The 13,640-nt window shown below is 73.7% G+C and carries 14 protein-coding genes; 5 read left to right on the top strand and 9 right to left on the bottom strand.

The genetic code is table 11. From position 1 onward, the window contains the following. The first annotated feature begins 26 nt into the window (after positions 1-26). A complete protein-coding gene (locus HS99_RS26175) occupies positions 27-1,238 on the top strand; it encodes an aminoglycoside phosphotransferase family protein (protein WP_050366421.1) in 1,212 nt (403 codons plus the stop codon). Between the two features lie 113 nt (positions 1,239-1,351). Here the strand turns inward: HS99_RS26175 and HS99_RS26170 are convergent, their stop codons facing one another. The 4 genes from HS99_RS26170 to HS99_RS26160 form a co-directional block, all read right to left on the bottom strand. Next, a complete protein-coding gene (locus HS99_RS26170) occupies positions 1,352-2,725 on the bottom strand; it encodes an acyl-CoA dehydrogenase family protein (RefSeq protein WP_078958709.1) in 1,374 nt (457 codons plus the stop codon). Positions 2,726-2,897: 172 nt separating this feature from the next. Beyond that, the gene (locus tag HS99_RS48490; protein WP_355211871.1) at positions 2,898-2,981 is read right to left on the bottom strand and encodes a putative leader peptide; all 84 of its coding nucleotides are present in this window, start codon (positions 2,979-2,981) and stop codon (positions 2,898-2,900) included. Between the two features lie 65 nt (positions 2,982-3,046). Beyond that, positions 3,047-3,541 (bottom strand): hypothetical protein, encoded by a 495-nt coding sequence (locus HS99_RS26165; protein WP_030288620.1) that lies wholly within the window; start codon positions 3,539-3,541, stop codon positions 3,047-3,049. An 810-nt stretch (positions 3,542-4,351) separates the two neighbouring features. Beyond that, a complete protein-coding gene (locus HS99_RS26160) occupies positions 4,352-4,576 on the bottom strand; it encodes a DUF397 domain-containing protein (protein WP_030288619.1) in 225 nt (74 codons plus the stop codon). A gap of 513 nt (positions 4,577-5,089) precedes the next feature. Between HS99_RS26160 and HS99_RS26155 the strand changes: the two genes are divergently transcribed. Next, on the top strand, positions 5,090-5,635 hold the full coding sequence (locus HS99_RS26155; protein ID WP_078657098.1) for a PTS-dependent dihydroxyacetone kinase phosphotransferase subunit DhaM: 546 nt from the start codon (positions 5,090-5,092) through the stop codon (positions 5,633-5,635). A gap of 12 nt (positions 5,636-5,647) precedes the next feature. Here HS99_RS26155 and HS99_RS26150 read toward each other — a convergent pair whose 3' ends face one another. After that, positions 5,648-6,136, bottom strand: a complete 489-nt coding sequence (locus HS99_RS26150) for an NUDIX hydrolase (RefSeq protein ID WP_030288617.1) — start codon at positions 6,134-6,136, stop codon at positions 5,648-5,650. 213 nt (positions 6,137-6,349) lie between these two features. Further along, on the bottom strand, positions 6,350-6,619 hold the full coding sequence (locus HS99_RS26145; RefSeq protein WP_141763810.1) for a hypothetical protein: 270 nt from the start codon (positions 6,617-6,619) through the stop codon (positions 6,350-6,352). A 339-nt stretch (positions 6,620-6,958) separates the two neighbouring features. Here HS99_RS26145 and HS99_RS26140 point away from each other — a divergent pair, with 339 nt between their 5' ends. Then, entirely contained in the window at positions 6,959-8,239 is a 1,281-nt protein-coding gene (locus HS99_RS26140; protein WP_223885904.1) for a polysaccharide deacetylase family protein, read from the top strand. Between the two features lie 653 nt (positions 8,240-8,892). Here HS99_RS26140 and HS99_RS26135 read toward each other — a convergent pair. After that, positions 8,893-9,663: a glutamate racemase gene (locus HS99_RS26135; RefSeq protein ID WP_030554119.1), complete on the bottom strand. Its 771-nt coding sequence runs from the start codon at positions 9,661-9,663 to the stop codon at positions 8,893-8,895. Between the two features lie 57 nt (positions 9,664-9,720). Here HS99_RS26135 and HS99_RS26130 point away from each other — a divergent pair, with 57 nt between their 5' ends. Both HS99_RS26130 and HS99_RS26125 read left to right on the top strand, forming a co-directional pair. After that, positions 9,721-10,869: a glycosyltransferase gene (locus HS99_RS26130; protein WP_030288611.1), complete on the top strand. Its 1,149-nt coding sequence runs from the start codon at positions 9,721-9,723 to the stop codon at positions 10,867-10,869. Between the two features lie 127 nt (positions 10,870-10,996). Then, positions 10,997-11,743, top strand: a complete 747-nt coding sequence (locus tag HS99_RS26125; protein WP_030554117.1) for an SAM-dependent methyltransferase — start codon at positions 10,997-10,999, stop codon at positions 11,741-11,743. 18 nt (positions 11,744-11,761) lie between these two features. Here HS99_RS26125 and HS99_RS26120 read toward each other — a convergent pair whose 3' ends face one another. Beyond that, positions 11,762-12,637, bottom strand: a complete 876-nt coding sequence (locus HS99_RS26120; protein ID WP_030554115.1) for an alpha/beta fold hydrolase — start codon at positions 12,635-12,637, stop codon at positions 11,762-11,764. 79 nt (positions 12,638-12,716) lie between these two features. Beyond that, entirely contained in the window at positions 12,717-13,391 is a 675-nt protein-coding gene (locus HS99_RS26115; RefSeq protein WP_030554113.1) for a thiol:disulfide interchange protein DsbA/DsbL, read from the bottom strand. Between the last annotated feature and the right edge of the window lie 249 nt (positions 13,392-13,640).

The raw sequence follows: 13,640 nt of genomic DNA, 5'->3' as shown, positions 1-13,640 counted from the left end.
GGACCGGAAGGGACCACCCTCAGCCCATGTACTCCTCAGCGACGACCCCCACGCCGACCGCGACCCGCACCACGCTGCGCCCCCCCACCGCAGCCACCGGCCGTCCGGGGCCCAAGCAGGTGCCCCCGGCGAGCCGTCCGGTCGCTCCGCGCGGCACCGAGGGCCGGTCCACGGACGCCCGGGTCCCGGCCGGCCGTACGGCGCTGGGGCTGCGCACCCCCGAGACCGCTCCGCCGGTCGGCCACCGCCTCCCGCTGGCCCGTCAGGCCGACGGCCAGGTGCTGCGCGCCCGGCGGCCCGGCCAGCCGCTCGGGCCGGAGCGGATCGATCCGTCCGCTCTGCAGACCCCGGCGGTGCGGGCCGCGCTGGGCAGTGTCGCGCGGATATGTCCCGCGTTCACCCCGCGCCAGGTCCTGCGCGAGGGCAGCCGCCACATCCTGGTGGCGGGCACCATCGGGCGGGCTCCGGTGGTCGCCAAGTGCCTGGCGCCGCAGGCGGTGCGGAGTGAGTACTTCGAGCAGCTGGTGGCCGACTTCCACCACGAGGTCGCGGTCTACCGGGCGTTCGTCCGGCACCGCCCGCCGGTGCGGCTGCCCCGGCTGGTCGCGGCCGATCACGACCGGTGCGTGCTCGTCATGGAGCGCGTTCCCGGGCGGCCGGCCGCCCGGGAACGCCACCCGGTCAGCGCGCCCACCCCGGGCGAGGTGCGGGCGCTGCTCGGCGCCGTCCGGACGCTGAACCTCTGGCGGCCGCCGAGCGACGTCTTCCAGCCGCGCCTGGACTACCAGTTGGAGATCGCCCGCTACCACTCGGTGGGCCAGCTCACCGACCGGGACGCGGGCGACCTGCGCGGCCTGCTGCACGGCCTCGGCCACACCCCGCTGCAGCTGTGCCACGGCGACGCCCTGCTCAGCAACATGCTGCTGGCGCCGTCCGGCCCGGTGCTGGTCGACTGGGAGCAGGCCGGCTGGTACCTGCCGGGCTACGACCTGGCGCTTCTGTGGAGCGTGCTCTCCGGCGACACCGCAGCCCGCCGCCAGATCAGCCAACTCGCACAGAACGGCGGCACGCTGGCCCGGGACGCGTTCCTGGTGAACCTGGTGCTGGTGCTGATGCGGGAGATCCGGCTGTACGACGTGCCGGGCGCCGGCGAGGAGCAGCGGATCATGATCCGCCGGCTCTACGACGACGCCGCGCTGGCCCGCCGCGCGGTCCGGGCCGCGGTCGGCACCCGCTGAGCCGCCGGGGTCCGGCGCTCGGTTCGGTCGGGCCCGACCCGAGCGCCGGGCCCGACCGAACCGCCGGGCCTGACGGAACCGCCGGGCCTGGGGGGCGTTGAGCCACTGGGCCGCTACGGCCGGGCGCCGCGTTCCAGGGCCGCCCGGCCGGCGGCGTCCAGGACGGCCTCCTCGGGTGCCAGGTGCACCCGGCTGCTGAGCACGTCCCGCAGGTAGCGCTCCAGCGGGTGACGCCGACTCAGTCCCGGGTTTCCGGTGAGCGCGACGGCCTGCTGGACGGCCGCGGTGGCGGCACGGGTGGCCAGCAGTTGGGCGGGGCCGGTCCGGGCCACCGCGTCCGGCTCGCCCCGGTCCACCCGGGGGGCCAGGCCGTGGAGCAGTTCCTCCGCCCCGATTAGCTGGGCCTCGATCTCGCCGAGCGCGCAGCGGTAGCGCGGCAGGGTGCCGAGCGGTTCGGTCAGATTGGCCGGAGTGCGCTGGTTCAGGAACCGGACCAGCCATGCCCCGGCGGCCCGGGCGACCCCGATCGCCACCGCGGCGAGTGCCAGGTCCTGCCACGCGCGGGCGAGTTCGGCTTCCGCGACGTCCTCCCGACCGGGTGTACGTAGACCGAGCGCGAGTTCGACCGGGACCCGCACCCCGTCGAGCACGACGTCGTGGCTGGCGCTGGCCCGCAGGCCGAGCTGGTCCCAGGTGGGGTCGATCTCCAGGCCCTCGCTCTCGCCGCGGACCAGGAACGTTCCGACCCTGGGCTCGGGTTCGTCGGTCCGCGCCGTGACGGCCATCCAGGCCAGCGCCTCCGCGCCGGTGCAGTACGTCTTCCGGCCGGTCAGCAGCCAGCCGTCGCCGTCCCGCCGGGCCAGCGTCGCGGGCAGCGCGTCCGGTCGGCCGCCGGGCTCCATCCGCAGCGTGTTGACCAGCGCGGGCCCGCGCCGGGACTCGGTGAGCAGCCGCCGGTAGCCGGCCGCCGGCCAGGTCGCGCGGCGGGCCTGCTCGGCGTGCTGGAGCAGGGTGAAGGCGGTGACCACGGCCACCGAGGCGTCCCCGCGGCCGAGTTGGGTGAGCACCCGGACGGTGTCGGCGAGCGTGCCGCCCGGACCGCCGTACCGCGGGGACACGGTCAGGGTGAGCAGTCCCGCCTCGTGGACGGCCTCGATGCCCTGGTACGGGAAGGTGGCGTCGCGGTCGTGCTCCTCGGCGCGGGCGGCGAGCAGGTCGACCACCCGGGGCAGGCCGGACAGGGCGGCCTCGACCGCGGAGCGGTCGGGTGCGGACGCGGATCCGGGTGCGGACGCGGCTGCGGTGGGTCCGGTGGGTGCAGCGGGCCTGGCGGAGGCCTTGGGGCGCGCGGGCGGCGCGGACGCTGCCGGGGGCGCGGACCGGGCGGGCGGCTCGGCGGGCGCGGGCGGCTCGGGGTGGCCGGAATCCGACGGTTCGGTTCGAGGACGATCGTTCGGTGAACGATCGTTGGCGGCGAGGGTCGTCATGGGGCTGGTGCCTCCGGGCGGCAGCGTGGCTCAGCGAGTGCGGGCGGCACGCCGTACGGGCGCGCGGAACCGGCCGGCGGCCCCGACGGCCGGCACCCGACCCGTCCCCGGGATGTTTCGGCGCCGACCCGGTCCGGTCGGCCGCCCGCCGCCACGGGGGCCGAATCCCCCGTCAGCGACCCGGACAGACCGCGCTGGCGGTCCGGCGCAGGTCCAAATGCCTGCGGCGGGTCAACAGCGGGAGACGACACGGCATGTCCGCGACTGTACGAACCGGTGATCGATACCGTCAAGCAGCGTCCGAGCCCCGGGCGGGCCCGGTCAGCCCTGCTGGAACATGTCGGCCGGAAGCGGCTTCAGCAGCTGGTACAGGTCGTCCGAAATCGGTCGGTCCCAGGACGCGATGGTGACCAGCACGCCGTCGCTGCGGCCGAACTGGGCGCAGAACACGCGCTCCTCGCTGACCTTGACCTTCTTCACGATCAGCAGGTCGTCCCCGAGCATGACCGGGAAGTCCTCGGCCGAGACGAACTCGACCGGCTCGTCGTTCTCCAGCGCCGCGAGCAGCTGCCGCACCTCGAAGGGCACCTCGTCGCCGGTCTCCCGGGCGGGCGAGCCCTCGGGAAGGTTGCCGATGAACATCGCCGGGCCTCTGCCGCCGAACAGGTCGTAGCGCAGGAAGATGCCCTGGCAGGAGCCGTCCGGGCCGGTCATCATGGCCGCACCGAAGTCGCCGGGCCAGTCGCCCGGGTCCATCGCGAGCACGTCGAAGTCCGGGCCGGCGGGCTGTCCGGAGCGACGGCGGAGAAAAGACATGGGAACATCGTACGTGTCCGGCACACCGTACTCGCGAGGCGGGTGGGACCCCGACGGGGGACGGGCGGGAGGTCGACGCTCAGAGACCAATGTTGACTCTGAGCAACCGTCCGGGCTACGTTCGGTTCAGCACGACAGCCGTTCTGGGTTTCACCCTCCGGGGGGACGGCATGTCGCAACGCGGCCCTACACGCGTATCCCTCACTGTGCACTTGTCGTGCCGAACTGCCGAGCCCAGCTTCGTCATCGTCATCGCGCACAGCGCAAACACACAAGCCAACAGTTCCACTGCAGTTCCGTGCAACAAGAGCCAGATCCGCGGGGCCCCGGCCCGTCGCTCCCGTGGATCTGCTCGGGACGCCGCCGCGTGGGGGCGTGCGGGTCCCGAGCAAGAGGTGCCGTGGTCCGAGTCGCTCTCGGCTTCGGCGCCAGCCTCCCGGCGACTGCCGGCCCCTCGTGGGCCGGGACCGGCCGACGCACCCCGGTGCGCAGGGGATGACTGGGAGGTATGGCCTGGCATTGCTGCCGGGCCGCACAGCAGGCGCCGTGTCTGGCCGCGTGGGGGCGGTGGGCACGGCGTCTGCCTGTGCTCATACTCTGAGCTGCGTTTGTCTAACAGTCAACAGAAATTCTGACGGAGCACGCTCAATAGATCATCAGTTGTGATGTTCGGTACCGGAAACAAGCGTCCGCGCCCGCTGCGGAACCACCGGGGGGCGACCGGGGCCACCCCGGGACCACCCGCGGAGCGGCCCCGGGCCGCCGCACGTGTTCCTGGCAGCTCGGACCGCCCCGCGGAACGAGGCCCGCTCAGGTGAGGTCGAACTCGCCGTCCCGGGCGCCGAGCACGAAGGCTCGCCACTCGGCCGGGGTGAAGACCAGGACCGGCCCGTCCTCCTGACGGCCGTCCCGCATCCCGATGTACCCGTCCACGAACGCGATCTGGACGTCCCCGACCCCCTGGCTGCTGCACAGCCACTCGGCCCCGGTGAAGTCCACCTTCGGCTTGCCGTTCGGCGCGAGCTCCGGCTCCACCCCGGCCGCACCGGCGTTCACACCGGTGTCCGTACTGCTGTTCACTGCCACTGATCGATCTCCTCCCGACGGCGTTCCACGATCAGCCTAGCCACACCGCGCGGCCCCGGTCAGCGGGTTGACGAGGTCTCCGCCGGGGCCAGGAGGAGGGCCGGCGGAGAAGGGCCGGCGGAGGAAGGCCGGCGGAGGAGGCGGCGGAGGAGCGGTCGGGACGCGGTGGGGCGTGTCCCGACCGGCGAGGGCCCCGGGCAGCTGCCAGAGTGCTCCCCAGGACGACGCGTACGGACCCGCCCGCCGGGCAGGGGTCGGTCGGCGGTGTCGTACGGGCCCCGAGCCGTCGTCGCGCCGTCGTCGGGCGCCCTCGGGCGTCCTCCCGGCGTCCCGGGCCGCCCCGGGCCGTCCGGTACTCCGACGGTTCCCCGAAGGTCCGCCCACGACCCGCCCACGACCCGCCCAGGACCCCCTCCTGACCCGTTCACCACCCGCCCACGACCCCGCCCTAGGGAGCAGCCGATGAGCCGCCGGGACGGCACCCGCACCCGCGCCGACGTCATCCCCATCTCCGACGCCCCCTCGGCCCACCCGCCGGCGCCCCGCACCCCGCCCTCGCCCACCCCGCTGCCCCGGCCCACCCCGGCCCGGACCGCCTTGCACGGCCGGGTCGGGATCGTCCTGGTCTCGCACAGCCAGGAACTGGCCACCGCCGTACGCTCCCTGGCGCTCACTCTGACCGGATCCGACTCCCCCGCGCCGGTCGCCGCGACGGGCGGCGACCCGGCCGACGGACCGGGCATCAGCGCGGTGCTGGTGGCCGCCGCCACCCGGCGGGTCGACCAGGGCCACGGCGTGGTGGTGCTCGCCGACCTCGGCGGCGCGGTCACCACCGTACGGACCCTGCTGTCCGACGCCGACGAGCACGGCCTGCCGTTCCCGGTCCGCTTCGCGAACGCGCCGTTCGTGGAGGGCGCGGTGGCCGCCACCGCGACCGCCACCGCGGGCGGGGACCTGGCAGCCGTGGTGGACGCGGCAGAAGAGGCCTACCGGCAGCAGAAGGGCTGAAACCGGCGCGCCCTACGGGCGCTCCTCGCCCGCCCAGGTGAAGACCGCCGGGCCGCTGCACTCCAGCGCGTGGCGCAGCCGCTCGTGCTCGAAGTCGAGCATCGGCGGCAGCTCGTCCAGCGCGAACCAGCCCACCTCCAACGACTCGTCGTCGTTCACCCGGGCCTCGCCGCCGACGGCCCGGCAGCGGAAGGTCAGCACCAGGTACTGCGTCACGTCGCCGTTCGGGTAGGTGACCGGCCGGGTGACCGTGGTCGAGGCGAGCAGCTCGGGCACGACCACCACACCGGTCTCCTCAAGGCACTCGCGCACCACGCCGTCGGCCGGCTGTTCGCCGGGGTCGAGTATTCCGCCGACCGAGGCCCACCTCCCGTCGTCGACCCGGCGGGCGAGCAGCACCCGCTCCCGGTCGTCCACGACGACGGCGCAGACGGCGCTCAGCCAGAGCGGGCGGTTGCCCACGAGGGAGCGGAGTTCGAGGAGGAAGGGGGGAATCGCCATGCGCCGCAGCCTACCGAGCCGTCGGCGGCTCCCCGCGGGAACGTATTCACGGAATAGAGGGGGGATGAAGTCGTTGTCCGGAAATGGTGAAAGACGGCAGGTGGGATTGTCGGATGAGATTAAATTCGGTCGTTCTGACCAATTTCGCTCGATCTGTTGATCAATCGCACCGGGACGGCCATCGGAGTGACCGGCGAATTTGTCGGGACGCCGTCAAAATGTGGCACCCCGGCGGCGGAGCACCCCGAAGACGATCCGGCCGAGCAGCAGCACCCCCGCCGCCAGGCAGCCGGCCACCGCCATCGCCCAGGCCGGACCGTCACCGTCCGGAACGATCACGGCCACGACGATGCCCAGCGCGAGGCAGGCCACACCCGCCACGGCCAGCGGAATCCGGTGGGTGACCAGGGCTCCACCGCTGCACGCGCGGGCCCACCGGGTCGCACCGTGCAGATGGAAAGGATCACGGTCCGCATCTGCCATGAGCCCAAGGTACCCCGCGCGGGCCGGCCCGGCAGCCCGCGGGGAGTGATCGTCCGCGCGCTCTGCGCGATCACCGATCAGGGGCTTCATCCGGCCGCGGACGGTGTGCATGCTCCACAATCAGTCCACGAAAAATCCTCGGCCCCCCGGTACAACCATCCGTCCGGTGCAGCGGTCTCAATGGCATCGAGTGATCCAGGAGCCGTTCACGGGACGGGTGAGAACCCCCCACCGAGAACCGGAATACCCAGGGAGCGGAGCCGCCGCCTCCTGGAGCCGGAGGCCGGGCTCCGTCCTCCGGCGGTACCGCCACGCCGCTCGGCGACCAAGGGGGAACCGTTGCCGCAGACCCAATCCACCCCATCGACCTCCCCGGCCCGCGCCAGGCCCGTGCCCGGCGTCCGGGCACTGCCACCATCCACCGGCTGCGCGTCCGACCACCACGGCGCCGGCCGACCCCGACCGGCCGTCGAGGCGAAGCGCTTCGAGAGCACGCGACTCGATGCCAAGCGCCTCGACGCCAAACGCCTCGATGCGACGCTCCTAGACCCGAGGCAGCTCGACCCGAGACACCTCGGAACGAGGCCTGCCAACGCGGGGAACGTCGACGTCGGGTACGTCGGCGCCGGGCCCGTCGACGCGGGGAACGTCGACGCCGGAAACGTCAACGCCAGGAGCATCGACGCGATGCGGACCGGCACGGAACAGCAGGACGCACGGGGCGAATGGCTGCGGTTCGCCCCCGTACAGCCGCTGTTCCGGGCCCGGGCCGCCCAGCGCCTCGCCGTCCTCGCCTACCACGGGGTCACCGACCACCGCTCCTTCGGCGCCCAGCTCGACCGACTGCGGCGACTCGCCACCCCGGTCTCGCTGGAAGCCGTCCTCCAGGCCGTCACCGAGCGGCGGCCGCTGCCGCCGCGCAGCGTCCTGGTCACCTTCGACGACGCCGACCGGAGCGTCCTCACCCACGCCCTGCCCGCCCTCGACGCGCGGGGCATCCCCGCCACCGCCTTCGTCATCTCCGAACTCATCGGCACCGAGCGACCCTTCTGGTGGCACGAGGCCGACTTCCTCGCCCGCCACGGCGGCCGCGCCCGCTCACTCGACTGCGGCCACCCCTCCCAACTGCTCCCCCGGCTCAAGGCCATGCCCGACCCGGACCGGCGCCGGAGCCTGCACGAACTGCGGGTCAGCGCCGACCGCCGGCCACCCCGTCAGGAACAGCTCACCCCCGCCGACCTGCTCGCCCTGCGGGACGGCGGCGTCGCCATCGGCAACCACACCCAGGGGCATCCCTGCCTCGGCCGCTGCGACGACGCCACCGTGCGCACGGAGATCACCGGCGCCCACGAAGCCCTCACCCACTGGCTCGGCGAACCCCCGATCGCCTTCGCCTACCCCGACGGCGGCCACGACCCCCGCGCCGAAACCGTTCTGCAGGAACTCGGCTACCGCCTCGGCTTCCTCTCCGACCACCGCCTCGGCCCCCGACTCCCCACCCACCCCCTCCAGATCAGCCGCCTCCAGGTCGACTCCACCACCAGCACCCGCCGCTTCGACACCATCCTTTCGGGCCTCGAACCCGCCTACCGCCGCTGGCGCCGCCAAGGAGTCGCCTGACGACCGACGGCGCTGTGTGCGGATCACTCCCCCACAGCGCCGTCCCCTTCAGGCCATTTCCGTCCCCTGAGCGGCCCTGCCCCGCAGACACGCCGCGTGCCCCCACGGCATCGCCCGGGCGCCCGTTCCAGCCACCTCGAACGGCGAGGACCGCTGCCCGGCCTGATCGACCTCCCACGCCGCAGGAACCACAGGCGTTCCTCAGCAGGCCCCGCCCCCTTTAGGGCTCACGCCGCTCCTGGGTACCACCCGAACCACACGAGAAGTCGGGCCGGCCGACTTCCTGCGCATACGGTCTGCCGACCCCCTCAGCAGGCGTCGTGCCCACGGACCAGGTGGGAGCCCTGCCGCCCACGCGCTGCATGGTCCAGGTATCGCCCGGGCCGCGTGAGAAGTCGGGCGGATCGACTTCCTGCGCATCACGCGGTGCCATGGCCCGGGGCGGGTGGCCTCGGGCGCCCGTGCCGTCTGCACGAGAAGTCGGCCTGGTCGACTTCTGCGCGGAGCTGACGCCGAGGCCGCGGATCCGGCGGGCTGCTGGCATCCCGATGTTCGTGCCGGCCGGGGGCGCGCTGCGGCGCTGGGTCTCAGCCTGCTCGGGTGCGCGAGAAGTCGGCCTGGTCGACTTCTCGTGTGGGGCCAGGGCGGGTGGGTTAGGCGGTGACGGGGGCGAGGGTGAGGCCCTGGGGGTAGAGGGTGGCCGTGGGGGGGAGGGTGGCGGGGAGGCCGGCGTGGAGGACGGTGAGGGTGCCGGTTCCGGTGCGGGTGGGGTCGGCGACGCGGCGGAGGGCCTGGGCGGCGACAGCGTCGGCGGAACCGAGGAGTGCGAGGGCCGGGGAGGCGGTGGGGGCGACGGCGGCGCGGATGCGGTCGGCGACGAGTTCGTAGTGGGTGCAGCCGAGGACGATCACGTCGGTGCCGTGCGGGGTGCGGGCGGCCGCGTCGGCGATGGCCGCGGCGGTGGCGTCCTCGTCGCCGTGCTCGACGGCGTCCGCGAGGCCGGGGCAGGCGACCTCGGTGACGTCGGCGGTACCGCCGAAGTCGCGGATCAGCCCGCGCTGGTAGTCGCTGCCGGTGGTGGCCGGGGTGGCCCAGATGGCGACGCGGCCGCCGAGTGCGGCGGCGGGCTTGATGGCCGGGACGGTGCCGATGACCGGCAGGCCGGGCTCCAGTTCGGCGCGCAGGGTGGCGAGCGCGTGGACCGAGGCCGTGTTGCAGGCGACCACCAGGGCATCGGGTTCGAGGGCGGCCGCGGCCCGGCAGCAGCCGAGGGCCAGTTCGGTGACCTCTTCGGGCGTGAGCGGCCCCCACGGCATCGAGGCCGGATTGGAAGAGAGCACCAGATCGACGTCCGGGCGCAGCTTCCGAAGGGCGTCGGCGGCGGCCAGCAGGCCGATTCCGGAGTCCATCAGTGCGATCTTCACGAGGCAAGACTTTAGTCGATCCACCCGTCCCGGCCGGTTCTGCGGCAGACTGCCGGGGTGACCGTCCTGCTGTGGATCGCCGCGTTCTCCCTGCTGGTCTGGCTCTGGCTGGCGTGCTGCCACGGTCTGTTCTGGCGCACCGACGTGCGGCTGCCGCCGCGTCGTCCGCCGGTGCGGTGGCCGCGGGTGGTGGTCGTGGTGCCGGCCCGGGACGAGGCGGCGGTGCTGCCGGTGAGCCTGCCGACGCTGCTGGCGCAGAAGTACCCGGGGCGGGCGCGGGTGATCCTGGTGGACGACCACAGTGCGGACGGCACCGGGGCGCTGGCCGCGGAGCTGCGGACGATGGACGGGCTGGAGCTGACCGTCACCAGCCCTCCCCCTCTGCCGCCGGGCTGGACGGGCAAGCTGTGGGCGCTGCGGCACGGGGTGGAGCTGGCCGGTACGGACGCCGAGTACCTGCTGCTGACGGACGCGGACATCGCGCACGGCCCGGATTCGCTGGCCGAGCTGGTGGCCGCCGCCGAGGGCAACGGGCTGGACCTGGTGTCGCAGATGGCCCGGCTGCGGGTGGAGACCGGTTGGGAGCGGCTGATCGTTCCGGCGTTCGTCTACTTCTTCGCCCAGCTGTACCCGTTCCGCCGGAGCAACCGCCCCGGCTCCCGGACGGCGGCCGCGGCGGGTGGCTGCTCGCTGGTGCGGCGGGAGGCCCTGGAGCGTGCGGGCGGGGTGGCCGCGATCCGGGGGGCGGTGATCGACGACGTGTCGCTGGCCCGGGCGGTGAAGTCCTCGGGCGGGCGTACCTGGTTGGGGCTCGCCGGGGAGGTGGACAGCGTCCGTCCGTACCCGCGGCTGGAGCAGTTGTGGCGGATGGTGTCGCGCAGTGCGTACGCCCAGTTGCGGCACTCGCCGTTGCTGCTGCTCGGGACGGTGCTGGGGCTGGCACTGGTGTACCTGGTGCCGCCGGTGGCGACGGTGGCCGGGCTGGTGGCGGGGGCGCCGCCGGTGGCGGTGGCGGGCGGGGCGGCCTGGGCGCTGATGGCGGGCACCTACCTGCCGATGGTCCGGTACTACGGGCAGCCGGTCGCGGCCGTGCTGCTGCTGCCGTTCACGGCTTCGCTGTACCTGCTGATGACGGTGGACTCGGCGGTGCAGCACTGGCGCGGCCGGGGCGCGGCCTGGAAGGGGCGGACGTACTCCGGGGCCTAAAGGGGCACCAGCGGGCACGGGCGGGCACCAGCGGGCACGGACGGCGGCGGGCGGGCACCAGCAGCGGGCACCAGCGGGCACTGGAAAACGGCGGGCGCGCCGGGCCGGTCGGCTCCATACTGCTCGAATGGACCGTCAGCGGATCTCCCGGCTCGCCCATGCCCACCACCCGATCGCGGCGCCGTTGTCGGACGGCTCGGTGGCCCGCCTGCTGGACCGCGCGCTGGCCGGGCAGGAGGCCGGCCGGGCACTGGACCTCGGCTGCGGCGAGGGTGCCTGGCTGCTGCGGGCGTTGGCCGCGCGGCCGGCTTGGCGGGCGGTGGGGGTGGACCTGGACGCGGCGGCGCTGACCCGGGCCCGGGAGACGGCGACCGCCCTCGGCGTGGAGCGCCGGATCGGCCTGCACCACCGGGACGCCCGGGATTTCACCGCTCCGGAGCCCTTCGACCTGGTGCTGTGCGTGGGCGCCACCCATGCCTTCGACGGGCTGCTGCCCACGCTCGCTGCGGCCCGTGAACTCCTCGCCCCCGGCGGGAGGTTGCTGGTCGGTGAGGGGTACTGGGAGCGTGAGCCGTCCCGGGCCGCGCTGGACGGGCTGGGCGCCGCCCCGGAGGACTTCGCGGACCTGGCGACCACCACCGACCGGGTGCTCGCGGACGGCTGGACACCGGTGTACGGGCACGTCAGCACGGCACGGGAGTGGGACGACTACGAGTTCTCCTGGACGGGTTCGCTGGCCGGGTGGGCACTCGACCACCCGGACCACCCGGATGCGGCGGCCGCCCGCGAGGCCGCGGACCGCCACCGCGCCGACTGGCTGCACGGCTACCGGGCGACGCTCGGTTTCGTCACCTACCTGCTGCGCCGCGACTGAACTCTCCGACTCCAGGTGCTACTTCTGCGTCCGCGCGAGGAAGTCGTCGATCAGCGGCGCGATTTCGGGCAGCTTCTCCTCCAGCGCGAAGTGCCCGGTGTCGAAGACGTGCAGTTCCGCCCCGGGCAGGTCGCGCAGGTAGGCGCGGGCGCCGGCCTCGGTGAAGAACGGGTCGTTGCGGCCCCAGAGCACCAGCGTGGGCGGCTGGTTGGCACGCAGCCAGTCCTGCCAGGCCGGGTAGAGCTCGAGGTTGGAGAAGTAGTCGAGGGCCAGTTCGACCTGGATGTCCTTGCGGCCGGGCAGGTCGAGGTAGTGCTGGTCGAGGGTCCAGCCGTCGGGGGCGACCAGGCTGGGGTCGCCGGTGCCGCCCTCGTACTGGCTGCGGGTGACGTCCAGGGTGAGGATCGACCGGGCGGCCTCCTCGGCGCCGGGGACGCCGCGCCGGTGGGCGATGAACTCCCTCGCCTGCTCGGAGAGTCCCTCCTCGTAGGCGTTGCCGTTCTGGACCACCAGGCCGGTGATCCACTCCGGTCGGCGGGTGGCCAGGCGCAGGCCGACGGGCGCACCAAAGTCGAAGACGTACAGCGCGAAGCGGTCCAGACCGAGGGCGAGGCAGAAGCGCTCGGTCACGTCGGCGAGGGTGTCGAAGCGGTACCGGAAGGCGTCGGGCGCGGGGCTGTCGCTGTTGCCGAAGCCGGGGTAGTCGGGGGCTATCAGCCGGTAGCGGGTGCCGAGGGCGTCGAGCAGGCGGGCGTACTGGTGCGAGGCGGAGGGGAAGCCGTGCAGCAGCAGGAGGACGGGGGCGTCGGTCGGGCCGGTTTCGCGGTAGAAGACGCGCAGGCCGTCGAGGTCGACGTGGCGGTGGTGGACGTGTGGAATCGTCAGCTCACTCATACTAACCATTAAACAGCATATGAATGGTTAGGCAAGAGCCTTCGAGCAAGCTGATCGACCGCCACAACCACGTGGGGGCTCAGCCCTTCTGCAGCTGCTCCCGCTGCACCAGGTAGTCCAGCACCTCGGGCATGCCCTCGACGCCGCCGGCCTTGGTCGGCGACGTGCGGTACTCGCCCTGGACGACCACCGTCGGCAGCTCGTTGATGCCGTAGCGGACGAACTGGGCGGCCGCGTCGTCCACCGACTGCCCGACCTCGGCGGAGCGGTAGGCGGCGCCGAAGCGCACCGCGTCGACGCCTTGGCGCACCGCCCAGTCGGTGGCGGCGGCCTCGGTGTTGAGGTCGGCGTGCTCGGTGTGGATCGAGCGGAAGGCGCTGGTCTGCAGCCGCTCGACCAGGCCCAGGCGCTCCAGCGTGTAGTACAGGCGCGCGTGGGCCCGCTGCACGCCCTCGTCCGGGCTGCCCTGCCAGATCGCCGGCACCCGGCGCAGCACGACGTCGGCGCGGTGCTTCTCGGCCCAGGCCCGCAGGGGCTGCTCGAGCGCCTGGGAGTGACTGCAGTCGTACCAGAAGAACTCGACGGCCTCGGTGCGGGCGTTCTCACGCACCGGCTGCGGATGGTCGAGCCTGACGAACTGGGCACCCTCGGAGGGGGGTTGATGGGAGACCGCACCGGCCTGAACGGGGGACACGGCAATCCCGGCGGCGACGGCGAGCAGGACGGTGGACCGCAGCAGCGACTTCGATTTCACACCGCGCAGTCTGCTGGTGACGACCAGTTACCGACGAGTCGGGGCCGAACGTCGAGCTCGGGTTCACCCGGACGGCGCAAGGACCCGCACCGGATCCTGCCGTAGCCCCAACCGAGACCCCCGTCGCGCCCCGTCGGAGATCCCGCCTGAACGCCCGAGGCAGTCGGAACGCCCGAGGCGGCGCACGTCGGAACGCCCTGGGCGGCGCACGTCGGGCAGAACCCGTCGGTGCACGTGAGCCGCGACGCC

The sequence above is a fragment of the Kitasatospora aureofaciens genome, from assembly GCF_001188955.3.
GTDB lineage: Bacteria > Actinomycetota > Actinomycetes > Streptomycetales > Streptomycetaceae > Kitasatospora > Kitasatospora aureofaciens.
This window is presented reverse-complemented; position numbering and strand designations above follow the sequence as displayed.